Here is a 26,333-nt window from a genome sequence, read left to right as displayed (position 1 = left end):
CCGCTTTCCCGTTATAATCTCGCACTTCATTTTGCCCCGCGCCTTTCGAACATGAGCCAGAAACACGATTTCATCCAGTCGGCACAACGCACTATCCGCCTCGAGCGTGACTCGGTGGACGCTCTGCTGCCGCGCATTGGCGCCGAATTCTCCCAGGCCTGCGAACTGCTGCTGGCCTGCAAGGGCCGCGTGGTCGTGGTCGGCATGGGCAAGTCCGGGCACATCGCCCGCAAGATTGCCGCCACCCTGGCCAGCACCGGCACGCCCTCCTTCTTCGTGCACCCGGCCGAGGCCAGCCACGGCGACATGGGCATGATCACCAAGGACGACGTCGTCCTGGCCCTGTCCAACTCCGGCTCCACTGCCGAAATCATCACCCTGCTGCCGCTGATCAAGCGCCTGGGCATCACCCTGATCAGCATGACCGGCAATGCCGAGTCGCCGCTGGCCAAGGCCGCCGCAGTCAACCTGGACGCCAGCGTCGAGCACGAAGCCTGCTCGCTGAACCTGGCACCCACCTCCTCCACCACGGTTTCCCTGGTGATCGGCGATGCGCTGGCCATCGCCCTGCTGGAAGCCCGCGGCTTCACCGCCGAAGACTTCGCTTTCTCGCATCCGGGCGGCGCATTGGGCCGTCGATTGTTGCTGAAAGTGGAAAACATCATGCACGTGGGTGAAGCATTGCCGCAGGTTTCTCCTGGCACTTCGCTCAGTGGCGCCCTGCTTGAAATGACCCGCAAGGGTCTGGGCATGACCGTCATCCTGGGTGAAGACGGTCGCCTGGCTGGGGTCTTCACCGACGGCGACCTGCGCCGCACCCTGGACAAGGGGCTGGACTTCCGTCAGGTGACCATCGACCAGGTGATGACCGTGCATGGCAAGACCGCCCGCCCGGACATGCTCGCCGCCGAAGCCCTGAAGATCATGGACGACCACAAGATCAACGTACTGGTGGTGGTCGACGACAAGGATCATCCGGTCGGCGTCCTGCACGTCCACGACCTGACTCGTGCGGGAGTCATCTGAATGACCGCCGACCTGCTGCAACGCGCGAAAGCGGTCCGCCTGGCGGTGTTCGACGTCGATGGTGTGCTCACCGACGGCAAACTCTACTTTCTGCCCGATGGCGGCGAGTTCAAGACTTTCAATACGCTGGACGGTCAGGGCATCAAGATGCTGATGAACTCCGGCGTACGCACCGCAATCATCACCGGCCGCTCGAGCCCGGTGGTCGAGCGCCGGGCGAAGAATCTTGGCATCAACCACCTGTTCCAGGGCCGCGAGGACAAGCTGGTCGCCCTTGACGAGTTGCTTGCCGAACTGGGTCTAGGCTATGAAGAGGTGGCGTACCTGGGTGACGACCTGCCCGACCTGCCCGCCATCCGCCGCGCAGGCCTCGGCATGGCAGTCGCCAGCGGCGACGCTTTCGTCCGTCAGCACGCCGACGGGGTGACCCAGGCCCGTGGCGGTGAAGGTGCCGCCCGCGAGTTCTGCGAACTGATCCTGCGCGCCCAGGGCAACCTCGAAGCTGCCCAGAACGCGTATCTCTAGAGCCGAACATGCCCAAGACATTCCAACAGAAGCTGCTGCTCGCCCTGATCGCCATCCTGCTGATCGCCCTCGGCTATTACTGGAACGTGCGCCTGGACTTCAACGAGCGGCAACTCAAGTCGCAGACCAGCGACGCTGTCGATTTCTACGTGGTGAACGCCAAGAGCGTTCAATACCGCGTCGACGGCTCCCTCGCCTACGAGATGACCGCCGACAAACTCGAACACCTGAAAGCAAGCGACGTGACCCTGGTTACCACGCCCGACCTCTACTTCCACCGGGAGAATGAGCCTCAGCCGTGGCACGTCCAGAGCGTTCGCGCCGAAGTAGCCCCCGAAGGCAAGCAGGTCGAGCTGATCGACGACGTGCGCGTCGCGCGCACCGACGCGCAACAGCGCACGCTCCTGCTCAACACCTCGCGCATGACGGTGTTCCCAGACAAGGACTATGCGCAGACTGACCAACCCGTGAAGATCACCGAACCCAACGGTGTGACCACGGCAGTTGGCATGAAAGCGTATCTGAAAGACAGCCGGATGCTCCTGCTGTCCAACGTAAGAGGTCAGCATGAGGCTCGTTAACACCCTCCCCCTTCTTTTCAGCCTCGCCGCCGCTATCGGCAGCTCTGCCGCCTGGGCGCTTCCCACCGACCGGGAACAGCCGATCCGCGTCCAGGCCGACAGCGCCGAACTGGATGACAAGCAGGGCGTGGCCGTGTATCGCGGCGACGTGGTGGTAACCCAGGGCAGCATGAAGCTGACTGGCAACACCGTTACGCTCAAGCAGAACAAGGACGGCGAGATCGAGGTCGTCACCTCGGTCGGCAAGCCCGCCTACTTCGAACAGAAGCCGGCGCCGGACAAGCAGATCACCCAGGCCTACGGCCTCACCATCCAGTACTTCGTCTCGCAGAACCGCGTCGTGCTGATCGACCAGGCCAAGGTGATCCAGGAAGGCAACACCTTCGAAGGCGAGAAGATCGTCTATGACACCCAGCGCCAGATCGTCAACGCAGGCCGCGCCACCGGCTCCCAGGTGACCACGCCGCGCCCGCGTATCGACATGGTCATCCAGCCCAAGAAAAAGCAGGATCAAGCGCAGTAATGGCTACGCTAACCGCCCAGCACCTCGCCAAGAGCTACAAGAGCCGGCAAGTCGTCCGCGACGTCAGCATGAGCATCGAGAGCGGGCAGATCGTCGGCCTGCTCGGCCCCAACGGAGCGGGCAAGACCACCTGCTTCTACATGATCGTCGGCCTGGTCCGTGCCGATCAGGGCGTCGTGCGCATCGACGAGCAGGATGTCACCCACCTGCCCATGCACGGCCGCGCCCGCGCCGGCATCGGCTACCTACCGCAGGAAGCCTCGATCTTCCGCAAGCTGTCGGTGGCGGACAACATCGGGGCGATCCTCGAGACCCGCACCGACCTGGATCGCGCTGGCCGTCAGGAAGCCCTGGAAGGCCTGCTCGAGGAATTCCACATTCACCACATCCGCGACAACCTCGGCATGAGCCTGTCCGGTGGTGAACGGCGCCGCGTTGAAATCGCCCGTGCGCTCGCCAGTTCGCCGAAGTTCATCCTGCTGGACGAACCTTTCGCCGGCGTCGACCCGATCTCCGTGGGCGACATCAAGCAGATCATCCACCACCTCAAGGCCAAGGGCATCGGTGTGCTGATCACCGACCACAACGTCCGCGAGACCCTGGACATCTGCGAAACGGCGTACATCGTCAACGACGGTCAGTTGATCGCCGAAGGCAGCGCCGAAAGCATCCTCGCCAACGACCTGGTGAAAGAAGTCTATCTGGGCCACGAGTTCCGCCTCTAAGGCCCTGCACCGCGCCCTGTCCGGGCGCGGTGGCTCCACCTCTCCACGCAAGCGTGGCGCGGCTCGTCGGCCGCTCCGCGACGTACGCGGCTGCCCGACCCACCGTGGCGCAACCGGGTTGTAACGAAAGGTCGACAGCCCCTAGGCAAAGCGTCCAAACTCAGGCATATAATTTGCTTCCTCGCGGCACCCCGGTGTCCGTAGTCGTGGATATGGCGCGCTTCGCGCCAGCGAACAAGGTGCCTAGTTCCAGCCATGAAACCATCGCTAGTCCTCAAGATGGGCCAGCAGCTGACGATGACTCCGCAGCTGCAACAGGCCATCCGACTGCTCCAGCTCTCCACGCTGGACCTCCAACAGGAAATCCAGGAAGCCCTGGAGTCCAACCCGATGCTGGAGCGCCAGGAAGAAGGCGAGGATTTCGATAACAGCGATCCCATGGCTGACGGTGCCGAGTCAGGCGCCAACGGCACCAGCAGCTCCCAGGACAACTTCCAGGAAAGCACCACGCCCAACGTCGACAGCCTCGACGATGACCAGTGGGCCGAGCGCATCCCCAACGAGCTGCCGGTCGACACCGCCTGGGAAGACATCTACCAGACCAGCGCCAGCAGCCTGCCCAGCAACGATGACGACGAGTGGGACTTCACCTCCCGCACCTCCGCCGGCGAAAGCCTGCAGAGCCATCTGCTGTGGCAGCTCAATCTCCTGCCGATGTCCGATACCGATCGCCTGATCGCCCTGAGCATCATCGACGGCATCACGGATGACGGTTACCTCGAAGAATCTCTCGACGACATCCTCGCCTCCATCGACCCGGAGCTGGGCGTGGAGATGGATGAAGTGGAAGTCGTGCTGCGCCGCGTGCAGCAGCTCGAGCCCGCAGGCGTCGGCGCGCGCAACCTGCGCGAGTGCCTGCTGTTGCAGCTGCGCCAGCTGCCCACCAAGACCTACCTGCTGGCCGAGGCCATCCGCCTGGTCAGCGACCACCTGGACCTGCTCGGCAGCCGCGACTACAGCCAGCTGATGCGACGCATGAAGCTCAAGGAAGACGAGCTGCGCGAGACCATCGAGCTGATCCAGTCGCTACACCCACGTCCCGGCTCGCAGATCGAATCCGGCGAAGCCGAATACGTCGTCCCGGATGTCATCGTTCGGAAGAACAACGACCGCTGGCTGGTGGAACTGAACCAGGAAGCGGTGCCGCGCCTGCGCGTGAACTCGCAGTACGCGGGCCTCGTGCGCCGCGCCGACTCCAGCGCCGACAATACGTTCATGCGCAACCAGCTGCAGGAAGCGCGCTGGTTCATCAAGAGCCTGCAGAGCCGCAACGAGACACTGATGAAGGTGGCGACCCAGATCGTCGAGCACCAGCGCGGCTTCCTCGAGTACGGCGAGGAAGCGATGAAACCGCTGGTCCTGCACGATATCGCCGAGGCGGTGGGCATGCACGAATCGACCATCTCCCGCGTCACCACGCAGAAGTTCATGCACACGCCGCGGGGCATCTTCGAGCTGAAGTACTTCTTCTCCAGCCACGTCAGCACCTCCGAAGGCGGCGAGTGCTCGTCCACCGCGATTCGCGCCATCATCAAGAAACTGGTCGCGGCGGAAAGTCCGAAAAAGCCATTGAGTGACAGCAAGATCGCTGGTTTACTGGAGGCACAGGGCATTCAAGTGGCACGTCGTACCGTCGCCAAGTACCGGGAGTCCCTAGGAATCTCTCCCTCGAGCGAGCGCAAGCGGCTGGTGTGACGTTGATCCACGCCAAGGTGTTCCGGCGGCAGGCCACATAACCTGCCACTTACACACGGGCAACAAGGAGAAAGCGGTATGCAAGTCAACATCAGTGGACATCAACTGGATGTGACCGACGCCCTGCGCGACTATGTCGGCGAGAAACTTGGCCGACTGGAGCGCCACTTCGACAAGATCACCAATGTTCAGGTCATCATGGAGGTCGAGAAGCTGAAGCAGAAAATTGAAGCCACCCTCCACATCGCCGGTGGCGAAGTGGTGGCCTGCGCCGAACATGAAGACATGTACGCGGCCATCGACCTGCTCACCGACAAGCTCGACCGCCAACTGATCAAGCACAAGGAAAAATACCTCGAACGCCAGCAAGGTGTTGGCGTCCGTTAACCCCTCTCTATGATCCGACTTGAGCAAATCCTGACCCCCGGCCGTTCCCTCGTGAACGTGCCGGGCGGCAGCAAAAAACGTGTCCTCGAACAAATCGCCAACCTGGTGGCTCGCGAGCTGCCGGGTTTCGATTCCCAAGACATCTTCGACAGCCTGGTGGCCCGGGAACGCCTGGGCTCCACCGGCTTCGGCAATGGCATCGCCATTCCGCACTGCCGCCTCCCCGGCTGCCAGTCGCCCATCAGCGCCATCCTGCACCTTGATCACCCGGTAGACTTCGACGCCCTCGACGGCGCACCGGTCGACCTGGTGTTCGTGCTGCTGGTGCCGGAAGCGGCCACCGAGGAGCACCTGGAACTGCTGCGGCAGATCGCCTCCATGCTCGACCGCTCCGACGTCCGCGACCGCCTGCGTCACGCCGCCAACGGCGAGGACCTGTACCGGATCGTCGTGGACTTCCAGAACAACGGGCACTGATCATGCGCCTGATCATCATCAGTGGGAGATCCGGCTCGGGCAAGAGCACCGCGCTCAACGTGCTCGAGGACAACGGCTTCTACTGCATCGACAACCTGCCGGCCAGCCTCCTTCCGGATCTGGCCCAGCGCGCCCTGCTGCACACCGAGCTGCTGCACCCCCAGGTTGCCGTCTCCATCGACGCACGCAACCTGCCCAGCCAGCTGCAGCGCTTCCCCGAGCTGCTGCAGGAAGCCCGCGACAAGCACATCCAGTGCGACGTGCTGTACCTCGATGCCGATGATGAGACGCTACTCAAACGCTTCTCCGAGACCCGCCGGCGGCATCCGCTGACCACCGACACCCGCTCCCTGGCGGAGGCCATCAGCGACGAGTCGAACCTGCTGGCGCCGATCGCCGACCTGGCCGATCTCAAGCTCAACACCACCAACCTGAACCTCTACCAGTTGCGCGACGTGCTCAAGTTGCGCCTGCTGAACAAGCCCGAACTGGGCACCGCCTTCCTGGTCGAATCCTTCGGCTTCAAGCGCGGCATGCCGGTGGACGCGGACCTGGTGTTCGACGTGCGCTGCCTGCCCAATCCGTACTGGAAACCCGACCTGCGCGAGCACACCGGGCTGGAAACGGAAGTCCAGGAGTACCTGGCAGCGCAACCGGACGTCGAGGAGATGTACCAGGATATCCTCGCCTACCTGAACAAATGGCTGCCGCGCTTCGCCGCGAGCAACCGGGCCTACGTAACCATCGCCATCGGCTGCACCGGTGGCCAGCACCGCTCGACCTACATTGCCGAGCGTATTGGTCAGGCCCTCAAGGAAACCCTCACCAACGTACAGATTCGCCACCGCGACCTGAGCTAAGCAGCGACAGACAACAAAAGGACAGCCCCTCGCGATGCCCGCCCTCGAAATCACCATCATCAACAAGCTTGGCCTGCATGCACGTGCGGCGGCCAAATTCGTCGGCGTCGCGGGTCGATTCCCCTGCCAGGTTCGCGTGGGCCGAAATCCGGAAAGTACGGTGGACGGCAAGAGCATCATGGCCGTGATGATGCTGGCCGCCGGCAAGGGCACCAACCTGCACCTCGCCGCCGAGGGCGAACAGGAAGACGAAGCGCTCAAGGCGCTGGTCGAACTGATCAACAACTACTTCGACGAAGGCGAGTGACGCGCCGGGCCATCAGCCCAGCGACGTATCCAGCACCATCATCAGGCAGAAACCGATGATCAGCCCCTGGGTGGCCTGCGCCGCGTGGCCGCGCCGCTGCGATTCGGGAATGATCTCGCGCACCACCACATAGAGCATCGCGCCCGCCGCAGCGGCCAGCCCCCAGGGCAGGAACATCCGCGAGATCCCGATCAGCCAGGCGCAGAGTACCGCGAAAAGCGGCTCGACCAGCCCGGAAGCCGCCCCCGCCAGTGCCGCCTTGCCGCGCGAAACACCCGCCCCAGCCAGCACCAGCGCAATCGCCAGCCCTTCGGGCACATCCTGCAGCGCGATCCCCAGCGCCAGGCCACTCGCCCCCTGCACCTCTCCCCCGGCGGCAACGCCCACGGCCATGCCTTCGGGAATGTTGTGCAGAACAATGGCGGCGACGAACAGCAGGATGCGCGCAGGCACCTTGCCGTCAGCAACACCCTGGATATTCGCCTGGGCATCCTCCAGCACCCGCCCGAACACGGCGAGGCCAAAGGCGCCCAACGCGAGGCCGAGACTGACCAGCAGCGAGGCCAGCCAGGTCGGGCGCCCGGAAGCTTCCGCCGCCTCCAGCGCCGGCAGCAGCAGGGAGAACGCCGTGGCAGCCAGCATCACCCCGGCACCGAAGCCCAGCATGGCATCGGCGATGCGCGCCGGCATGCTCCGCACCAGCAGCACCGGCACCGCCCCCAAGGCCGTGCCGAGCGCGCAGAGCATGCCGCCGTGCAGGGCCAGGTACATCGGCGCAGACAAAGACAGTCTCGCCAGCAGCATCAGGTGCTGAACCACCAGCACGGCACCGCCAAGGGAAATGGTCAGACCTAGCAACCAACGCAGATTGCGCCCTCCGCTTTCCCGCAGACTCTGCACAATCAGACGCATGGCAGGTCCACCGGTCTCATCCCTGACCTCGTGCCCGCAACGCCTGGCGGTAACGGCGCAGCACCTCGGGCCAGGCGACCACGTTGTAGAAGGCTGCGATGTATTCCGGCCGACGGTTCTGGTAGCGCAGGTAGTAGGCGTGCTCCCAGACATCCAGGCCGAGGATCGGCAGATTGCCCTGCATCAGCGGGCTGTCCTGGTTACCGCTACTCTCGACCACCAGCTTGCCCTGCGGATCTACACTCAGCCACGCCCATCCGCTACCGAAGCGGGTCAGCGCTGCCTTGGTGAAGGCCTGGCAGAAGGCGTCGTAACCGCCCAGTTCGGCATCGATGGCCTGGCGCAGCTCTTCCTGGGGCTGACCGCCACCGTCCGGCGCCATGATGGTCCAGAACAACGAATGGTTGGCATGACCACCGCCGTTATTGATCACCGGGCCGCGCAGGGCATCGGGCAGGCGGTCGAGTTTCTGCAGCAACTCCTCCACCGGAACCTCGGCGAACTCGGTGCCTTGCAGCGCCGCGTTGAGGTTGTTGATGTAGGTCTGGTGGTGCTTGCTGTGGTGGATCTCCATGGTCTGCGCATCGATGTGCGGCTCTAGAGCGTCGTAGGCGTAGGGCAAGGCAGGCAGGACGTGAGGCATCTTCAAACCTTCTTTCAGTGGTAGCGCATCGACTAGTGGTAACGCATCGAGTGCACGGCGGTGAACAGCCCCGGACGCAGCTCTACCGCGCCCTGGCGGCGCAGCAGGCGCTGGGTGCGCGGGTAGGTGCCGTGCTCGCCGATGAAGTTGAGCAATTCAACGTAGGTGCGGCGGCTGTGCTGCACCGCCGCGGCGCGCAACTCGGAGCGCTTGCGCAGGTCCTCGCCCAGATGCAGCAGGCGTTCGTGGCAAGCACACAGGTACTCGGCGGTCTCCTCCGGCTGGCCCAGCTGCAGATGCAGATCACCGAGGTTGTGGTGCGAGATGACAAAGGCCATCACCGCTTCCTCGGCGTCATGCCAGCGATCCAGCAGCACCTGGGCCAGCGCCAGAGCGTGGAGGTAGTGCTCACGGGCATCGATCAACTCTTGACGAATGAAGCAGCGATTGCCCAGTTCGATGGTGCGTTGCCAATGACGCATGGCAGGTTCCTCCAGCAGGTGGGGCGGACTCAGAGTCCGCCGGCGGTGAGCTTCTCGGGATCGAGCAGTTGCTCGAGGCGGGCGCGGTCCAGGTCCGTGTTTTCTAGCGCGACATCGATGATCGGCCGGCCGTCGCGGTAGGCCTGCTTGGCAATCTCGGCAGCCTTCTGGTAGCCAATGATCGGATTCAGCGCCGTGACCAGGATCGGATTGCGCGACAGCGCCTCGCGCAGGCTCGCCTCGTTGACCTTGAAGCTGGCGATGGCCTTGTCCGCCAGCAGGCGACTGACATTGGCCAGCAGGTGGATGCTGTGCAGCAGGTTGTCGGCGATCACCGGCAGCATCACGTTCAGCTCGAAGTTGCCGGACTGCCCGGCGACGGCAATGGTGGTGTCGTTGCCCATCACCTGGGCGGCGACCATGGCGGTGGCTTCCGGGATCACCGGGTTGACCTTGCCCGGCATGATCGAGGAGCCCGGCTGCAGCGCTTCCAGCTCGATCTCGGCAAGGCCGGCCAGCGGACCGGAGTTCATCCAGCGCAGGTCGTTGGCGATCTTCATCAGTGCCACGGCCAGGGCCTTGAGCTGACCGGAAGTGGACACGGCGATGTCCTGGGCGCCGATCAGCGCGAAGAAATCATCACCGGGGCGGAACACCAGGCCAGTCAGGCCATTGAGCTCCTCGCAGAAGCGCGCAGAGAACTGCGGATGGGCGTTCACCCCAGTGCCGACGGCAGTGCCGCCCTGGGCGAGTTGCTGCAATGCCGGTAGTTGCCCCTCGATACCTTGCGATGCCTGGCGCACCTGCTGGGCCCAGCCACCGAGCACCTGGCTCAGGCGCACCGGCATGGCGTCCATCAGGTGGGTGCGGCCCGTCTTCACGTGCTGATGCACGGCCTTGGCCTTTTTCTCCAGAGTGGCATGCAGATGGTCCAGGGCCGGCAGCAGGTGCTGGTGGATTTCCAGCGCCGCGCTGATGTGGATGGTGGAAGGGATGATGTCGTTGCTGCTCTGCCCGCAGTTGACCTGGTCGTTGGCATTCACCGGCTTGCGCAGGCGACGGGTGGCGAGCGTCGCGACCACCTCGTTGGCGTTCATGTTGGAGCTGGTGCCCGAACCGGTCTGGAACACGTCAACCGGGAAGTGCTGCTGCAGGTCGCCCGCCAGCAGTTCTTCACAGGCAGCGACGATGGCGGCGCCGGTCTCCGCGTCCAGCTGTTCCAGGCTGACATTGGCACGCGCCGCGGCGGCCTTAGCCAGCAGCAGTGCGCGAATGAACGGACGCGGCATACGCTGACCGCTGACGGGGAAGTTGTTCACCGCCCGCTGCGTCTGGGCGCCGTACAGCGCCGAAGCCGGCACCTCCAGTTCGCCCATGCTGTCGCGTTCGATACGGCTGTCAGTCATTCTCTATTCCTTCTTGCAGTCTCAGGGAAGGCGCCATCTCCTGCTGCGCCATGCGCCGGGCCAGCAGGCACAGGCGTTGGCGCTGGGCGGTCGAAGTCGCCAGGCGTTGCAGTTCGCGCAGGGGGAGATAGGCGTGGTCCAGGCAAAGCACACGCCAGTGCCAGGGCAGCGCGATGTCACGGCTGCTGTCGAGCAGCAGCTGGAAGCACTTCTCGAACAGGCGCCAAGCCGGCACCGGCTCCCAGGCCGCCAGGTAGCGCGCCTCGCCGAGGTACTGCTCGACCAGGCGCGGTTCATTCGGCTCCAGAGCACAGCGGATGCGCGTGCCCAGGCGATACCAGCGGTCGGTGATCGAGCTGTCGATTTCGGCGAACATGGCAATCTCTCAATCGATAATGAGATTGATTATTGTTTCCGAAAGACAAAAAAACAAGCCGCCCGAACGCAATGCGCTGGGCGGCTGCTCGTGAGAAAGGCGGGGAAGCCGCGGCCGGCAAGGCCGCGCGGGCGAATCAGTTGCCGGCGACCATCATCTTTTCGATGAGCACGGAGCCGGTGTGCAGGTTGCCGCGATACTCCACGTCGTTGCCGATGGCGACGATATTGCGGAACAGGTCGCGCAGGTTGGCGGCGATGGTGACTTCCTGCACCGGGAACTGGATCTCGCCGTTCTCCACCCAGTAGCCGCCAGCGCCACGCGAGTAGTCGCCGGTCACCAGGTTGACGCCCTGCCCCATCAGCTCGGTGACCAGCAGGCCCCGACCCATGCGGCGGATCAGGGCGGCCTGGTCTTCGTCGCCATGGCTGACGAACAGGTTGTGTACACCACCGGAGTTGGCCGTGCTGGGCATGCCCAGCTTGCGCCCGGAGTAAGTGCCCAGCACATAGGAAACCAGCTCGCCGCCTTCGACGAAGGGCTTGGCGTAAGTCGCCAGGCCATCGTTGTCGAACGAGGCACTGCCCAGCGCGCCGCGCAGCAGCGGACGCTCATCCAGAGTCAGCCACTCCGGGAACAGTCGCTGGCCCAACGCACCTTCGAGGAAGGACGACTTGCGGTACAGGCTGCCGCCGGAAATAGCGCCGAGGAAGTGGCCGAACAGACCCACCGCGACTTCCGGAGCGAACAGTACCGGTACTTCGGCGGTCGGCACCGGGCGGGCGCCCAGGCGGCTGGCGGCGCGCTCAGCGGCGCGACGGCCGATGGATTCCGGGGTGGCCAGCAACTCGCCGCGACGGTTCACGTCGTACCAGTAGTCGCGCTGCATCTGCCCTTCGCCTTCGGCGATCATCACGCAGCTCAGGCTGTGGCGAGTGCTGGCGTAGCCGCCGACGAAGCCGTGGCTGTTGCCGTAGACACGGCAGCCCTGGTGGGTGTTCAGCGTGGTGCCGTCGGCCTTGGTGACGCGTTTGTCAGTGGCGAACGCTGCCGCCTCGCAGGCCAGCGCGCGTTCGATGGCCTGGTCAGGGGTGATCGACCAGCCGTGATAAAGGTCCAGGTCCGGCAGGTCGCGGGCCATCAGCGCCGGGTCCGCCAGGCCGGCGCAATCGTCCTCGGAAGCGTGCTTGGCAATCGCCAGCGCCGCCGCCACGGTTTCGCGGATGGCATCCGCCCCAGTCGCCGAGGTGCTCGCCGAGCCCTTGCGCTGGCCGACGTAGAGGGTGATGCCGAAGCCCTGGTCGCGGTTGAACTCGACGGTCTCGACTTCACCTTGGCGCACCGAGGTCGACAACCCCTGCTCCACCGACACCGCCACCTCGCAGGCGCTGGCACCCTGCCGGGTGGCCTCGGCGATGATCCGCTCGACCTGCTCGCGCAGTTCGGGAAGGACCTCCGGGCTCACTGCCGGGTTGTGTTCGCTCATTGCATGCCTCTCCTGTTCATGGTCCGGTCGCGCCATCAGGCGGCGGCAACCGGTGCGGGCCGGACAAGCGGCCCCTGACTCGTTATCATGGCGGCGTTTTCAACGAGACCCCCGCCATGGCTGAAATTCACGATGACGACTCGTCCTTCGATGAGAAGAGCAAGTCGCAAGTAAAACGCGAAATGCACGCGCTGCAGGAGCTCGGCGAGCGCCTGACCACGCTCAAGGCCGACATGCTCGACCGCATGCCGCTCACCGATCCGCTGCGCCGCGCACTGGAAGAAGCACCCAAGCACAAGGCCAACGCCGCCAAGAAACGCCACCGGCAGTTCATCGGCAAGCTGATGCGCGACCAGGACGTCGAGGCCATCCTCGCCCTGCTGGAGCAGGTAGACACTTCCACCCGCCAGTACAACGAACGCTTCCACGCTCTCGAACGCTGGCGCGACCACCTGATCACCGGCGGTGATGCGGCGCTGTCGGCCTTCTTCGGCGAATACCCGGAAAGCGACCGCCAGCATCTGCTCCAACTGATCCGTCACGCCCAGCACGAGGCCGCTCACAACAAGCCTCCGGCCGCAGCGCGGAAGATCTTCAAGTACATCCGCGAGCTGGACGAGATGAAACGCGGCCTGCGCTGAGCGGCCGCGCCCTTTCCATCCAGCCCCACCGGCAACAGCCTCAGGCGCCCGTGCCGCCGACAGTGATCGCGTCGATCTTCAGGGTCGGCTGGCCGACACCGACCGGCACGGACTGGCCGTCCTTGCCGCAGGTGCCCACGCCGCTGTCCAGTGCGAGGTCGTTGCCGACCATGGACACCCGGCTCATCACTTCCGGACCGTTGCCGATCAAAGTCGCGCCCTTCACCGGGCGAGTAATCTTGCCGTTCTCGATCAGGTAGGCCTCGCTGGTGGCGAAGACGAACTTGCCGCTGGTGATGTCCACCTGGCCGCCGCCAAGGTTGGCGCAGTAGATGCCGCGCTCGACGCTGGCAATGATTTCCTGCGGATCGCTCTGCCCGGCCAGCATGTAGGTGTTGGTCATGCGCGGCATCGGCAGGTGCGCGTAGGACTCGCGGCGACCGTTGCCGGTGCGCGCCACGCCCATCAGGCGGGCGTTGAGCTTGTCCTGCATGTAACCCTTGAGGATGCCGTTCTCGATCAGCACATTGCAGTGGGTTGGCGTGCCTTCGTCGTCCACCGACAGCGAACCGCGACGACCGGCGATGGTGCCGTCATCGACGATGGTGCACAGGCTGGAAGCGACCTTCTCGCCGATACGACCGCTGTAGTTCGAGCTGCCCTTGCGGTTGAAGTCGCCTTCCAGACCGTGGCCCACGGCCTCATGCAGCAGCACGCCGGACCAGCCGGCGCCCATCACCACCGGCAGGCTGCCGGCCGGCGCGGGAACGGCTTCGAGGTTGACCAGGGCCTGGCGCAGCGCCTCGCGGGCATAGCTCATGGCACGGTCTTCCTGGAGGAAGTACTGGTAGTCGGTGCGCCCGCCGCCGCCGTGACCGCCACGCTCGCGGCGGCCATTCTGTTCGACGATGACACTGACGTTGAAGCGCACCAGCGGACGGATGTCCGCCGCCAGCGAACCATCCGCCGCTGCGATCAGCACCTGGTCCCAGACGCCGGCGAGGCTGACGGTGACCTGCTGGATGCGCGGATCGAGGGCGCGAGTGGCAGCATCGATCTTCTGCAGCAGCTCCACTTTCTCGGCGCGGCTCATCACGTCCAGCGGATTCTCGCCGGCATACAGGCGGGTCGGCACCACGGCCTGGAAGGCTTGCACCTTGCCGTTCTGCCCAGCACGAGAAATGGAACGGGCAGCGCGAGCAGCCTGGATCAGCGCTTCATGGTTGATCGCGTTGCTGTAGGCGAAGCCAGTCTTCTCGCCGGACTGCGCGCGCACGCCGACGCCCTGGTCCATGTGGAAGCTGCCTTCCTTGACGATGCCGTCCTCCAGCATCCAGGACTCGGAGACCTGGCTCTGGAAGTACAGATCGGCGGCGTCGATGCCGGGGCCGCTCAGCTCGTGCAGGATCGGCGACAGCTGGTCGATATCCAGACCACCGGGGGCCAGCAGGTGCTGACTGACGGATGACAACAGTTCGCTCATATTCACTCCGTACGCGCCGGTCGTGGTTCGACCGGCGGGAAAAATCTTCTGTGCCGGGCAATCGGCATGCGCTGCCGGACCGCCGCCTGTTCCTTGCTGTCGCGCTCGGCCAGCAGCACGGCTTCGCCCTTGGCCTGTTCGGCGAGGATACGCCCCCAGGGATCGACAATGGCCGACTGGCCCCAGGTTTCCCGTCCTTTGGGGTGGGTACCGCCCTGCCCGGCCGCCAGCAGGTAGCACTGGGTCTCGATGGCACGGGCTCGGATGAGGATTTCCCAATGCGCCGCGCCGGTCACCGCGGTGAAGGCCGAAGGGGCGCTGATCAGCTCCGCACCGGCTTCGCGCAGTGCGGTGTAAAGCTCAGGGAAGCGCAGGTCGTAGCAGACCGTCATCCCCAGACGCCCCACCGGCGTGTCCGCCACCACCACGCGCTGGCCGAAGGCGTAGTCATCCGACTCGCGATAGCGGCCACGGGCGTCGGCGACGTCCACGTCGAACAGGTGCAGCTTGTCGTAGCGCGCCGCCACTTCGCCGCGCTCGTCTACCAGCAGCGAACAGGCATTGGCCTTCGCGTCGGGCTGGCCTTCAGGCGGCAGCGGCAGGGTGCCGGCGACTATCCACAACCTGAGGTCGCGGGCGGTACTTTTCAACCAGGGCAGGACAGGGCCTTCGCCGAGGGCTTCGGCACGACCGATCTGTGCGAGATCGCGGCGGCCCATGGCGGCAAAGTTTTCCGGTAGCACGGCGAGGCGCGCTCCGCCCTTGGCAGCCTGCTCGAGCAGGCGACGGGCGGCGGCGAGATTGGCCAGGACATCGTCCTGGCTGACCATCTGGATGACGGCAATGGACATGCTGAGCTCCGTCGGTGTCTGGATTTCATGCTAACTGAAGCCCGGACTTTATGCTCGATTGAGGGGCTCAATGAGGCTTTTCGAAAGGTTTCTCGAAGGTGATGGCCGGACTCTGCCACGGGCCCTTCACGCTGTACTGCACACTGGCAAAACGCGCGACCTTGTCACCCAGCAGCTTGTCCACGACGAACAGGGCACCGCCAATGGCAGGCGCACCGACGATCAGCGCTGCCAGTGGCAGGTTGTTGGTCACCGGCAGGGTCACCAGCAGCTTGGCGTCGATCTGATCGTGGGCAAGGTCCAGCGTGCCGTTGAGCTCGAGGTTGCTCGACGGACCGTCCAGGCGCAGCGGTTCGCGGGTGAAGAACACCCCGTCTGTGGCGGTGAGCACACCCTTCACCCGGTCGTAGCTCAAGCCCTTGCCCAGCAGATCGGAGAAGTCCAGGCGCAGGCGGCGGTTGATGGCGTTGAAATTCAGCAGGCCGAACACGCGCAGGGCATTGGCGCCCCCCTCCACCTCGACGAATTGGCCCTTGCGCAGGCTGGCATCGAGGGTGCCGCCGAAGCGCCGCAGGTTCAGCGCCGCCGGCGAGCCCGGCCAGTTGCCGTTGATGTCCACGCTGAAGCGCTCGCTGGTCACGCTGGGCGCAAAGTCCCAGGCCTTGAGCACATCCCCCAGGTTCTTGCCCTCGAGCTTGCCCTGGAAGGTGCTGCGCGCGCTGGTATCCATACCGTCCCAGCGCAGGTTGCCCTTCACCGACAGCCCGCGCAGGTCGAGATTGACATCGTTGAAGCCGACGCCGGTCGTCGTCGGACGCAGGTTGAAGCTCCAGGCACCAACGGGCTTGCCAGCCTTGAGCACCTGGCGAATGCTCACATCCATCGGCGGCAGGGTGCGCGGGTCGATCTTCGCCAGCGGGTCCGGCGCTTCCACCGCTTTCTCGGAATCGATGGCCTCGCCCTTGGGCAGGTCGATGCGGTCCAGGGCGATCTGAATCGGCTTCACCTTGCTGTCGGGCAGGGTGACCTTGCCGGAGACCAGCGAGCTGACCAGTCCGACCTGCCAGCTGCTGTCGACGCGCGCCAGGTCCAGCGAGAGGTTTTCCAGGGTCTGGCCGAAGCCCTTGAAGCGAGCGATCTGCAGGTCAGCCCCGCGTAGCAGGCCAGCCGCGCCCTCAACCCCGGCGTTGGAGTACTTCTTCGCGACCGCCATCCAGGCGTCGGCGTCGATTTCGTCGATCTTGCCGCGCACCTGCACGCCGCTCCAGTTGGGCAGCACGGCCGGATCGCCGCCCAGGCGCAACACACCACGACCGGCAAGCGGTTGGTCAGCCGGCGCGGCGTAGGCCAGGCTGGCGCGGTCGCCATAAGTCGCCCAGTAGCGCCGCTCGGCGCCGTCCAGGGTCATACGCCACTCGCTCTCTCGGGTCTCCTGCGCGGCCTTGCCCAACGGCGCCGGCAAGTCGATGGTGACACCCTGCAGGTTCGAGGCGACCTGCAACTGGCTGTCCTTGCCATCGAGCAGCAGGTTGAGCTGGAACGGCACCCGGCCATCCACCGGCAGTTGCTGCTGTACCTTGCCCCAGTCGAGCAGGGACTTGATCGGTACCTGGCCACCGACCAGCACTCGCGTACGCGGTATGCCGTTGCGACCTTCGGCACGAATGCTGCCGGTGATCCGGCTACCCAGCACCTGGGCAGCGACGTTCTGCCCGCTCAGGCCGCTGTCGGTGTCGTAACGGAACTTGCCCTTGACCTGTTCGAGGTTCAGTTCGGGCTTGGCAATCTTCAACTTCGCCTTGTCGGTGTCAAAGTCGACTATCACCCGCGCCTTGCTCGCCTCTCCCTTGGCCAGGGGAATGTCGAGATTGAGATGGCCGTTCAGGTCTCCGGAGCCTTCCCAGCCGGCGAAGGTATGAGTCGCGCCGATCGGCGAGTCCTGGAGGATCTTCAAGCCATCCACGAGGTTGCTGTCGATGTCGCCATTCACGTGCAGGTGGGCGACCTCGCCCGGGTCAGAGTGAGGAATCTCCACCGAAACATCGCGCACCTGGCTATTGAGGATCTGCCCGCTGGTGGCGTTGATGCTGACACCGGTGTCCTCGACCCGCACTTCGCCCTCCGCCTTGCTCAGGCCGGGCCAGCCGGGCTGGTAGTCGAGAACGCCGTCATGGACCTTGAAGTACAGGGTCATGGCATGGGCTTCAGGCGCCGAGCCCTTCTGCAAAGAGCCCTGCCAGAGGAAGTAGCCCTGCTCGATCCGGCCACTCTTGATCGAGCCCTTGAGCCAGGCAGCGAGGTCCTTGCTCATTTGCGGGATGACGGTGGGCAGGTACTTGCTGGTATAGCGCGCGTCGCCATTGCTCATGCCAACACGCAGGTCCATGTAATCCTCCTGCGCCGGGTCTCGCATGAGGCGGATCAGCATGTCGCCAGCGAGAGTGCCCTCCTCGCCCTCCACCTGCATCAGGTGGCTGCCGAGGGTGAAGGCTTCGTCGTTGAGCTGGAAGAACATCCGCGTATGTGCAGTTCGGTAGTGCCAGGGCTCGGGGAACAGGGTCGCCAGGTGCAGCATGAAATCCTGGGCATTGGCGTCCAGCGTGCCGCCGCCAAGGTTGCCGCGCAGGGTGCCGTCGACATTGGCGACCGCGGGTACGTCATGGAAAGCACTGACGCCGACCTTCTCCAGGTTGGTGGCGTACATGGCCCGCTCAGCGCCCTCGCGCTGCGGCCAGTAGTCGAAATTGACATTGTGCAGGACGCCATGCGGCTTCAGGCCGTCGAGCCACTCGATGACCTTGTCCGGCAGCGGTGCCAGGGCGGTAATGGTCGGCCCCAGCGGGGTCAGGTCGAGGCGGTCGGCGCGAAGCTGCCAATGCTCCTCGTCCTTCATGCGGCGCGTCAGCTCCAGCTCCACTTCCCCCCAGCGGATTTCACCGAGGTTCGCCGCCAGATCGGCGACGCGCACGTCGAGATCGTCCCCATTACGCTGGAAGTAGAGACTGACACCCAGGTCACTCAGGCTGACCGGCTTGCGGTCGCCTAACGCAGCATCGATCTTCGGCGCGTTCAGGCGCGCCACCGCAGACACCGGCACCCCCTTGTCGATGGTCGCCCAGAACTCGCCACCGGCCTTGGCCTGGGCCAGCTTCCAGGCACCGGTGAGACGCTCGGGCAACCACTTGGCCCAGTCGGCCTGCGGCAGGCTGAGGTACAGCTGGGCCGAACTCTTCGCCCAGTCGTCACGGTTCAGGCGGGTTTCCAGCCGCGCCGCCACCGGCTCGCCACCGGGCAGGCTGAGGCGTGCTTCCAGACGCTGTCGGCTGCCACTGCGCAGAGTCATGCCGACATAGCTGAGCGACAGCGGGTTGGCCTGTTGCGGCAGCACGGTCAGCTGGCTGTCCATCAGCGACAGGCGACGCGGGGTCAGCAGCAGGTCGATGAGCTTGCGCGGGTCGGTGTCGCCGCCACGGCTGGGCAGGCCGTCGGCGTGCCATTTGCCGTCCTCGTCCTCGCGCAGGGTCAGGTGCAGGCCCTCCAGCTCCAGGCTGTCGATGCGCGGCTGGCGCGCCATCACGCTGCCGAGAATGTCCGGAGTCAGGCGCACCCTCTCCAGGCGCAGGGAGTCATTGCCTTCACCCAGCTGGATGTCGCGCACGACGATTATCGGGCTGAAGGCATGCCAGTGCCCCTCCAGCGCGCCGATGGCCACCGGCAGGCCCAGCTGTTCGCTGGCCTTCTGCGCCAGGTCATCGCGGTACTCCGCCACCAGTGGCACCAATTGTCGGCCGAGGCTGACATACAGCGCGAGCAGCACCAGCCCCAGCGCCAGGAGGCCCAGGAGGATGCGCAGGGAAGTGGCAAACAGGCGGCCGGCACGCTCCATGTCAGCCGGCTACCTGTGAAGCGAAGCGAAGGGTCATCGAGCGGCCTCCCAGCCAGGCAATGTCGAACCAGGTCTGACAGTGTGCGTCAGGCAAAGCTCCAAAAAACCCCATTGCACGGCGGTCTCCCGCCGGAGTCCCAGGTTGTGCGATCCGCCGCTCAAAGCAGGACCACGTCGTACTGCTCCTGGGAATACATGGCCTCGACCTGGAACTTGATGGGGCGACCGATGAACAGCTCCAGGTCCGCAACATTACCCGACTCCTCGTCGAGCAGGCGATCCACGACCTTCTGGTTGGCCAGCACCAGATAGGAATTGGCCTGGTAAGCCCGTGCTTCGCGGAGTATCTCGCGGAAAATCTCGTAGCAGATGGTTTCGGCGGTCTTCAGCATGCCGCGCCCCTGGCAGCTCGGACAGGGCTCGCAGAGCACCTGCACCAGGCTTTCGCGGGTGCGCTTGCGGGTCATCTGCACCAGGCCAAGCTCGGTGATGCCGATGATATTGGTCTTGGCATGGTCGCGTTCGAGCTGCTTCTCCAGGGTCCGCAGGACCTGGCGGCGGTGCTCTTCGTCTTCCATGTCGATGAAGTCGATGATGATGATCCCGCCCAGGTTGCGCAGGCGCAGCTGACGGGCAATGGCGGTGGCCGCCTCGAGATTGGTCTTGAAGATGGTTTCTTCGAGATTTCGGTGGCCGACAAAGGCGCCGGTATTGACGTCGATGGTGGTCATCGCCTCGGTCGGGTCGATGATCAGGTAGCCGCCGGACTTGAGCAGCACCTTGCGCTCCAGTGCCTTCTGCACCTCATCCTCGACCCCGTAGAGATCGAAGATCGGCCGCTCGCCCGGGTAGTGTTCCAGGCGATCGGCGATTTCCGGCATCAGTTCTTCGACAAACTGCGTGATCTTCTGGAAGTTCTCCCGGGAATCGACGCGGATCTTCTCGATGCGCGGATTCACCAGGTCGCGCAAGGTGCGCAAGGCCAGGGAAAGGTCTTCGTAGATCATCGTTGGCGCGCCGACGGTCTGGATCTGAGCGTCGATCTGGTCCCACAGGCGGCGCAGATAGCGGATATCGGCAAGGATCTCGTCCTCGCCGGCGCCTTCGGCCGCCGTGCGCAGGATAAACCCGCCGCGCTCGACGATGCCCTCCGCCTCCACGCATTTGGCGACCACCTGCTTGAGGCGCTCGCGCTCATGTTCGTCTTCGATCTTCAGGGAAATGCCGACATGGCTGGTGCGCGGCATGTAGACCAGGTAGCGCGAGGGGATCGACAGGTGCGTGGTCAGGCGCGCGCCCTTGGTGCCGATGGGGTCCTTGGTGACCTGCACCACCAGGCTCTGCCCTTCGTGGACCAGCGCTCCGATGCTTTCCACGGCGCTACCCTCGCGGGTCGAAATCTCCGCGGCATGGATGAAGGCCGCACGCTCAAGGCCGACATCGACGAAGGCCGCCTGCATACCTGGCAGCACGCGCACGACCTTGCCCTTGTAGATGTTGCCGACGATCCCGCGGCGCAACGTGCGCTCGACATGGACCTCCTGCAGGACGCCGTTCTCCACCACCGCCACGCGCGATTCCATCGGCGTGATATTGATCAGGATCTCTTCGCTCATGCGCCCTTCCTTATCGCGCCCGGAGTCTTGCCAGCGCTATTTTCCGATCAAGACTGCCAGCTGGGGATGGAGAAGTCAGCCAGCAATGCCGAGGTTTCGCAAAGAGGCAGGCCGACCACGGCGCTGTAGCTGCCCTCGACGCGACTGACAAAGACCGCCGCGAGCCCCTGGATAGCATAGCCACCGGCCTTATCCTGGGGCTCGCCGGTTTCCCAATAGCGCTCGGCTTCCTCGACGGATACTTCGCGGAAGACCACGCGGCTGCTGACCACGCGCGCCTCGCAACGATCCCGGTCGGCTACCGCCACGGCGGTCAGCACCTCGTGCTCGCGACCAGACAGGGCCTGCAGCATCGCCAGGGCGTCGTCGCGATCCACCGGTTTGCCGAGAATACGGCCGTCCAGCACCACGGCAGTATCGGCGCCGAGCACGCAGACGTCGGCGCGCTGAGCGAGGAAGTTGAGCCCAGCCTTGGCCTTGCCGCGCGCCAGTCGCTCGACATAGGCGTGCGCCGACTCGCCGGACTCGGGCGTTTCATCGATGGACGCGGGCACTATGTGGAACGGCAGGCCGATCTGGGTAAGCAGCTCGCGGCGGCGCGGCGAACTGGAGGCGAGGTACAGCTGGGCCATCAGGGACTCCGAAGCGGGCCCACGCAACGCGGGCCCGGCGATTCCCCCGCAAGGGGGCGATCAGTTGATGTTCAGGCGCAGCCGCAGGGCCCGCAGCAGTGTGTAGACCCAAGGCCAGAGCAAGGCGCTGACCAGTGCCGGCAGGAGGAAAACCAGGGTCGGCGGGCGGTTGCCGGTCAGGGCACTGATCCACAACTGGACCAGCTGGGCGAGACCGAAGACCACCAGCAATACCAGGCATTGCTGCCAGATGGGGAACATGCGCAGGCGCTGGTGCAGCGACAGCACCAGACAGATGATCAGGCTGAGGATCAAGGCGTTCTGCCCCAGCAGGCTGCCGTAGAGCACGTCTTCGGCGACGCCCAGCACCCAGGCGGTCAGCATGCCGACCTTGTGTGGCAGGTAGAGCACCCAGTAGGTGAGGAACATCGCCAGCCACAGCGGACGGCCGATCTCCATGAAGCTGGGCATCGGCGCCACCGACAGCAGCAGCGCCGCCAGCAGGGTCAACCAGATGGCCCAGCCGTTGTTCGAGCCCTGGGCCGCCATCAGTGACGGGTCCTTGCATCCGGGTGCGATGCCGGCGCACCGGTAGGCGCAGCAGGAGCCGTGCCATTGGTAGCGGCCGGATGGACGGGCTGCGCGGCGGGAGCAGCAGGAGCAGCCGGCTGCGCGCCATCATGCGGCTGGGCTGCCGGAGCGCCCGGTGCCGGCTGTGCCTGCGTGCCGGACTCGGCAGCCTTGCGGTCGGCCTCGGCCTGGGCCTCGGCAGCATCGGTGGCGCGCTGTTCGGGAGTACGGCTGTCGCTGAACACCAGCAGCACGTAGCGGCTGCGGTTCATCTTCGCGGTCGGCACAGCGCGGATGGTGGCGAAAGGCCCCCCCGTGTCGTGCAGCACTTCCTTCACCACCGCCACCGGATAGCCGGCCGGGAAACGCTGGCCAAGGCCGGAGCTGACCAGCAGGTCGCCTTCCTTGATATCGGCGGTATCGGCGACGTAGCGCAGCTCCAGGCGTTCCGGGTTGCCGGTGCCCACGGCAATGGCACGCAGGCCATTGCGGTTCACCTGCACCGGAATGCTGTGGGTGGTATCGGTCAACAACAGCACGCGCGCGGTGTAGGGCATGACCTCGACCACCTGGCCCATCAGGCCGCTGGCGTCGAGCACCGGCTGGCCCTGGAACACGCCGTCCTTCTCGCCCTTGTCGATCAGGATGCGTTGAGTGAACGGGTTTGGGTCGACACCGATCAGCTCGCCCACCAGCACCTTGTCATCGACCAGGGCGGAGGAGTTGAGCAGCTCGCGCAGGCGCACGTTCTGTTCGGTCAGGGTGGCCAGCTTCTGCAGGCGGCGCTGCATCAGCAGCTGCTCGGCCTTCAGGCGCTCGTTCTCGGCCAGCAGCTCGCTGCGGCTGGTGAACTGGTCGCGCACACCTTCCCACGCACGAACGGGGAAATCGGCGATGCCATAGAAGGGACTCAGCACGAGGCCCATCTGGCTGCGTACCGGTTTCAGATAATCGAAGCGGGCATCGACCACCATCAAGGCGACCGACAGGACGGCGAGCACCAGCAGGCGCGCGCCCAGCGAGGGCCCTTTGGAGAATATCGGTTTGATGACCGGCTCCTAGCTGTGCGAAGTCGGTTGAAGTTTCACCAGCGCGGGCGAAACGTCAACCGACCTTTACAGGGCTTTCCTACCTTACTCGGTGGAAAGCAGGTCCATCGAATGACGGTCCATCATCTCCAGCGCCTTGCCGCCGCCACGGGCGACGCAGGTCAGCGGGTCTTCGGCGACGATCACCGGCAGGCCGGTTTCCTGGGCCAGCAGCTTGTCCAGGTCGCGCAGCAGCGCGCCGCCACCGGTCAGTACCAGGCCGCGTTCGGCGATGTCGGAAGCCAGCTCCGGCGGGGATTGTTCCAGGGCGCTCTTGACCGCCTGAACGATGGTCGCCAGGGATTCCTGCAGCGCTTCGAGCACTTCGTTGGAATTCAGGGTGAAGCTGCGCGGTACGCCTTCGGCCAGGTTACGGCCACGGACGTCGACTTCGCGGACTTCGCCGCCCGGGAAGGCGGTGCCGATTTCCTGCTTGATGCGCTCGGCGGTGGATTCGCCGATCAGGCTGCCGTAGTTGCGGCGCACGTAGGTAACGATGGCTTCGTCGAAGCGATCGCCGCCGACGCGGACGGATTCGGCGTAGACCACGCCGTTGAGGGAGATCAGCGCGATCTCGGTGGTGCCGCCGCCGATATCGACGACCATGGAACCACGGGCCTCTTCCACCGGCAGGCCGGCGCCGATGGCTGCGGCCATCGGTTCTTCGATCAGGTACACCTCACGGGCACCAGCGCCCAGGGCCGATTCACGGATGGCACGGCGTTCCACCTGGGTGGACTTGCACGGCACGCAGATCAGCACGCGCGGGCTGGGCTGCAGGAAGCTGTTCTCGTGAACCTTGTTGATGAAGTACTGCAGCATCTTCTCGCAGACGCTGAAGTCGGCGATCACGCCGTCCTTCATCGGACGAATGGCGGCAATGTTGCCCGGGGTACGGCCCAGCATGCGCTTGGCTTCGGTACCGACCGCGACCACGCTCTTCTGGCTGCCGTGGCTACGAATGGCGACCACGGACGGTTCGTTCAGGACGATGCCGCGCTCGCGCACATAAATAAGGGTATTGGCAGTGCCCAGGTCGATCGACAGATCACTGGAGAACATGCCACGCAGTTTTTTGAACATTGGAAAGAAACCCATAGGTGGCGCGTGGGTGAAAAGTGCGCGGGTAAAAAAGTGCGGCAAACTCTAACAATGACGGGGGTTTTGGGCAAGGCGGCAATTTATGCTAGATTCCTCGTTTTTCGGGCCCGCAGGCCCATCCCAGCGGCCTTCGACCGTCTGCCGCGGGTTCTGTTCCCTGCCCCCTCAATTCCTTCCGGCCAGGTCCAGTTCGAACCGGGCCGCTCTAGCTGGAGACCCCGATGGCGCTTGAACGCTCCGACGTGGAAAAGATCGCCCACCTCGCCCGCCTGGGCCTGGAGGAAGCCGACATTTCGCGCACCACCGATACCCTCAACAACATCCTCGGCCTGATCGACGCCATGCAGGCGGTCGACACCGATGGCGTAGAGCCCCTGGCCCACCCGCTGGAAGCCACGCAGCGCCTGCGCGCCGACGCCGTCACCGAGGAGAACCGCCGCGAAGCCTACCAGGCCATCGCGCCAGCCGTGGAAGACGGCCTTTACCTCGTCCCGAAAGTCATCGAGTAAGCGCTAAGGACACGGACATATGCTGCATCAATTGACCCTCGCCGAAGTCGCCCGCGGACTCGCCGACAAGCAATTCTCCGCCCAGGAACTGACCACTGCCCTGCTCGCGCGCATCCAGCAGCTCGACCCGCAGCTGAACAGTTTCATCACTGTCACCGAGGAAATTGCCCTGGCCCAGGCCAAGGCAGCCGACGAGCGGCGCGCCAAAGGCGAAACCGGGGCCCTGCTGGGCGCACCGATCGCCCACAAGGACCTGTTCTGCACCCAGGGCGTGCGCACCAGCTGCGGCTCGAAGATCCTCGACGCCTTCGTCTCGCCCTACGACGCCACCGTCGTCGAGCGCCTGGCCGACGCCGGCACCGTAAGCCTGGGCAAACTGAACATGGACGAGTTCGCCATGGGCTCGGCCAACGAATCGAGCCACTACGGCCCGGTGAAGAACCCCTGGGACACTTCCCGCGTACCGGGCGGCTCCTCCGGTGGTTCCGCCGCCGCCGTGGCCGCGCGCCTGATCCCGGCCGCCACCGGCACCGACACTGGCGGCTCGATCCGCCAGCCGGCAGCGTTGACCAACCTCACCGGTATCAAGCCCACCTACGGCCGTGTCTCGCGCTGGGGCATGATCGCCTACGCCTCCAGCCTCGACCAGGGCGGCCCGCTGGCCCGCACCGCCGAGGACTGCGCGCTGATGCTCGGCGCCATGGCCGGTTTCGATCCGAAGGACTCCACCTGCGTCGATCAGCCGGTGGACGATTACCTGGCCGCCCTGAGCAAGCCGCTGACCGGCCTGCGCATCGGCCTGCCGAAGGAGTACTTCGGCGCCGGCCTGGACAGCCGTATCGCCGACGCGGTGATGAAGGTGGTCGAGCAGCTCAAGCAGCTCGGCGCGGTGGTCAAGGAGATCTCCCTGCCGAACATGCAGCACGCGATCCCTGCTTATTATGTGATCGCGCCCGCAGAGGCCAGCTCCAACCTGTCGCGCTTCGACGGCGTTCGCTACGGCTATCGCTGCGAGAACCCTAAGGACCTGCAGGACCTGTACAAGCGCTCCCGCGCCGAAGGCTTCGGCGCTGAAGTGAAGAACCGCATCATGGTCGGCACCTACGCGCTTTCCGCCGGTTACTACGACGCGTATTACCTGAAGGCTCAGAAGATTCGTCGCCTGATCAAGAACGATTTCACCAACGCCTTCGCCGAAGTCGACGTGATCCTCGGCCCGACCACGCCGAACCCTGCCTGGAAACTGGGCGAGAAGAACAACGACCCGGTCGCCCAGTACCTGGAAGACATCTACACCATCACCGCCAACCTTGCCGGCATTCCAGGCCTGTCCATGCCCGCCGGCTTCGTCGACGGCCTGCCGGTGGGCGTCCAGTTGCTTGCGCCGTACTTCCAGGAAGGCCGCCTGCTCAACGTCGCGCACCAGTACCAACTGGTCAGCGACTGGCACAAACAAGCACCGGCTGGATTCTGAGGACGACACAC

The 26,333-nt window shown here is 64.9% G+C and carries 27 protein-coding genes; 13 read left to right on the top strand and 14 right to left on the bottom strand.

Going from position 1 to position 26,333, the window contains the following annotated elements:
• The first annotated feature begins 51 nt into the window (after positions 1 to 51).
• From ACKI1H_RS10880 to ACKI1H_RS10835, 10 genes are all read left to right on the top strand, one after another.
• Positions 52 to 1,026: a KpsF/GutQ family sugar-phosphate isomerase gene (locus tag ACKI1H_RS10880; protein ID WP_138521252.1), complete on the top strand. Its 975-nt coding sequence runs from the start codon at positions 52 to 54 to the stop codon at positions 1,024 to 1,026.
• The gene (locus tag ACKI1H_RS10875; protein ID WP_054906618.1) at positions 1,027 to 1,551 is read left to right on the top strand and encodes a KdsC family phosphatase; all 525 of its coding nucleotides are present in this window, start codon (positions 1,027 to 1,029) and stop codon (positions 1,549 to 1,551) included.
• 8 nt (positions 1,552 to 1,559) lie between these two features.
• Positions 1,560 to 2,132, top strand: coding sequence for an LPS export ABC transporter periplasmic protein LptC (gene lptC, locus ACKI1H_RS10870; RefSeq protein WP_138521250.1), 573 nt, complete (start codon positions 1,560 to 1,562; stop codon positions 2,130 to 2,132).
• A complete protein-coding gene (gene lptA, locus ACKI1H_RS10865; RefSeq protein WP_017518148.1) occupies positions 2,119 to 2,655 on the top strand; it encodes a lipopolysaccharide transport periplasmic protein LptA in 537 nt (178 codons plus the stop codon). Before lptC ends, lptA begins: the two co-directional genes overlap by 14 nt.
• Positions 2,655 to 3,380, top strand: a complete 726-nt coding sequence (lptB, locus tag ACKI1H_RS10860; protein WP_081517456.1) for an LPS export ABC transporter ATP-binding protein — start codon at positions 2,655 to 2,657, stop codon at positions 3,378 to 3,380. Before lptA ends, lptB begins: the two co-directional genes overlap by 1 nt.
• Before the next feature lie 255 nt (positions 3,381 to 3,635).
• A complete protein-coding gene (locus tag ACKI1H_RS10855; protein ID WP_138521248.1) occupies positions 3,636 to 5,135 on the top strand; it encodes an RNA polymerase factor sigma-54 in 1,500 nt (499 codons plus the stop codon).
• Between the two features lie 78 nt (positions 5,136 to 5,213).
• The gene (hpf, locus tag ACKI1H_RS10850; protein ID WP_017518151.1) at positions 5,214 to 5,522 is read left to right on the top strand and encodes a ribosome hibernation-promoting factor, HPF/YfiA family; all 309 of its coding nucleotides are present in this window, start codon (positions 5,214 to 5,216) and stop codon (positions 5,520 to 5,522) included.
• A 9-nt stretch (positions 5,523 to 5,531) separates the two neighbouring features.
• A complete protein-coding gene (gene ptsN / locus ACKI1H_RS10845) occupies positions 5,532 to 5,999 on the top strand; it encodes a PTS IIA-like nitrogen regulatory protein PtsN (protein ID WP_037009823.1) in 468 nt (155 codons plus the stop codon).
• 2 nt (positions 6,000 to 6,001) lie between these two features.
• A complete protein-coding gene (gene rapZ, locus ACKI1H_RS10840; RefSeq protein WP_440468342.1) occupies positions 6,002 to 6,859 on the top strand; it encodes an RNase adapter RapZ in 858 nt (285 codons plus the stop codon).
• Positions 6,860 to 6,893: 34 nt separating this feature from the next.
• Positions 6,894 to 7,166, top strand: a complete 273-nt coding sequence (locus tag ACKI1H_RS10835) for an HPr family phosphocarrier protein (RefSeq protein ID WP_440468341.1) — start codon at positions 6,894 to 6,896, stop codon at positions 7,164 to 7,166.
• A 12-nt stretch (positions 7,167 to 7,178) separates the two neighbouring features.
• Here ACKI1H_RS10835 and ACKI1H_RS10830 read toward each other — a convergent pair whose 3' ends face one another.
• From ACKI1H_RS10830 to pmbA, 6 genes are all read right to left on the bottom strand, one after another.
• A complete protein-coding gene (locus ACKI1H_RS10830) occupies positions 7,179 to 8,072 on the bottom strand; it encodes a ZIP family metal transporter (protein WP_425048989.1) in 894 nt (297 codons plus the stop codon).
• A gap of 22 nt (positions 8,073 to 8,094) precedes the next feature.
• Positions 8,095 to 8,721 carry a superoxide dismutase gene (locus ACKI1H_RS10825; protein WP_440468340.1) on the bottom strand — a complete coding sequence of 209 codons (627 nt, stop codon included), beginning with the start codon at positions 8,719 to 8,721 and terminating at the stop codon, positions 8,095 to 8,097.
• A 32-nt stretch (positions 8,722 to 8,753) separates the two neighbouring features.
• Entirely contained in the window at positions 8,754 to 9,203 is a 450-nt protein-coding gene (locus ACKI1H_RS10820; protein ID WP_138521240.1) for a hypothetical protein, read from the bottom strand.
• Positions 9,204 to 9,232: 29 nt separating this feature from the next.
• Entirely contained in the window at positions 9,233 to 10,609 is a 1,377-nt protein-coding gene (gene fumC / locus ACKI1H_RS10815; RefSeq protein WP_440468339.1) for a class II fumarate hydratase FumC, read from the bottom strand.
• Positions 10,602 to 10,985: a FagA protein gene (locus ACKI1H_RS10810; RefSeq protein WP_440468338.1), complete on the bottom strand. Its 384-nt coding sequence runs from the start codon at positions 10,983 to 10,985 to the stop codon at positions 10,602 to 10,604. Before ACKI1H_RS10810 ends, fumC begins: the two co-directional genes overlap by 8 nt.
• Before the next feature lie 136 nt (positions 10,986 to 11,121).
• On the bottom strand, positions 11,122 to 12,471 hold the full coding sequence (gene pmbA, locus ACKI1H_RS10805) for a metalloprotease PmbA (protein ID WP_088421215.1): 1,350 nt from the start codon (positions 12,469 to 12,471) through the stop codon (positions 11,122 to 11,124).
• A gap of 116 nt (positions 12,472 to 12,587) precedes the next feature.
• Here pmbA and yjgA point away from each other — a divergent pair, with 116 nt between their 5' ends.
• Positions 12,588 to 13,112: a ribosome biogenesis factor YjgA gene (yjgA, locus tag ACKI1H_RS10800; protein ID WP_239746551.1), complete on the top strand. Its 525-nt coding sequence runs from the start codon at positions 12,588 to 12,590 to the stop codon at positions 13,110 to 13,112.
• 40 nt (positions 13,113 to 13,152) lie between these two features.
• On the opposite strand, the gene tldD is transcribed toward yjgA, so the two are convergent.
• The 8 genes from tldD to mreB form a co-directional block, all read right to left on the bottom strand.
• Positions 13,153 to 14,595, bottom strand: a complete 1,443-nt coding sequence (gene tldD / locus ACKI1H_RS10795; RefSeq protein ID WP_440468337.1) for a metalloprotease TldD — start codon at positions 14,593 to 14,595, stop codon at positions 13,153 to 13,155.
• Between the two features lie 2 nt (positions 14,596 to 14,597).
• Entirely contained in the window at positions 14,598 to 15,446 is an 849-nt protein-coding gene (locus ACKI1H_RS10790) for a carbon-nitrogen hydrolase family protein (RefSeq protein WP_440468336.1), read from the bottom strand.
• Between the two features lie 67 nt (positions 15,447 to 15,513).
• Complete coding sequence (locus ACKI1H_RS10785) at positions 15,514 to 19,332, bottom strand: YhdP family protein (protein ID WP_440468335.1); 3,819 nt, start codon at positions 19,330 to 19,332, stop codon at positions 15,514 to 15,516.
• Positions 19,333 to 19,490: 158 nt separating this feature from the next.
• The gene (gene rng, locus ACKI1H_RS10780) at positions 19,491 to 20,948 is read right to left on the bottom strand and encodes a ribonuclease G (RefSeq protein ID WP_045209573.1); all 1,458 of its coding nucleotides are present in this window, start codon (positions 20,946 to 20,948) and stop codon (positions 19,491 to 19,493) included.
• 47 nt (positions 20,949 to 20,995) lie between these two features.
• Complete coding sequence (locus ACKI1H_RS10775) at positions 20,996 to 21,580, bottom strand: Maf family protein (RefSeq protein ID WP_440468334.1); 585 nt, start codon at positions 21,578 to 21,580, stop codon at positions 20,996 to 20,998.
• A gap of 60 nt (positions 21,581 to 21,640) precedes the next feature.
• Entirely contained in the window at positions 21,641 to 22,129 is a 489-nt protein-coding gene (gene mreD / locus ACKI1H_RS10770) for a rod shape-determining protein MreD (protein WP_138521224.1), read from the bottom strand.
• Entirely contained in the window at positions 22,129 to 23,190 is a 1,062-nt protein-coding gene (gene mreC / locus ACKI1H_RS10765) for a rod shape-determining protein MreC (protein ID WP_440468851.1), read from the bottom strand. Before mreC ends, mreD begins: the two co-directional genes overlap by 1 nt.
• Positions 23,191 to 23,283: 93 nt before the next feature.
• Positions 23,284 to 24,321, bottom strand: a complete 1,038-nt coding sequence (mreB, locus tag ACKI1H_RS10760; RefSeq protein ID WP_017518164.1) for a rod shape-determining protein MreB — start codon at positions 24,319 to 24,321, stop codon at positions 23,284 to 23,286.
• Between the two features lie 239 nt (positions 24,322 to 24,560).
• On the opposite strand from mreB, the gene gatC reads away from it, so the two are divergent.
• The gene (gatC, locus tag ACKI1H_RS10755) at positions 24,561 to 24,848 is read left to right on the top strand and encodes an Asp-tRNA(Asn)/Glu-tRNA(Gln) amidotransferase subunit GatC (protein ID WP_015475813.1); all 288 of its coding nucleotides are present in this window, start codon (positions 24,561 to 24,563) and stop codon (positions 24,846 to 24,848) included.
• A 19-nt stretch (positions 24,849 to 24,867) separates the two neighbouring features.
• A complete protein-coding gene (gatA, locus tag ACKI1H_RS10750; RefSeq protein WP_440468333.1) occupies positions 24,868 to 26,322 on the top strand; it encodes an Asp-tRNA(Asn)/Glu-tRNA(Gln) amidotransferase subunit GatA in 1,455 nt (484 codons plus the stop codon).
• Positions 26,323 to 26,333: the final 11 nt, after the last annotated feature.

The organism is Pseudomonas sp. YH-1 (genome assembly GCF_051990045.1).
Lineage (GTDB): Bacteria > Pseudomonadota > Gammaproteobacteria > Pseudomonadales > Pseudomonadaceae > Pseudomonas > Pseudomonas nicosulfuronedens.
Note: the sequence above shows the minus strand (reverse complement) of the source record. Positions and strands in the feature narration are given on the sequence as shown.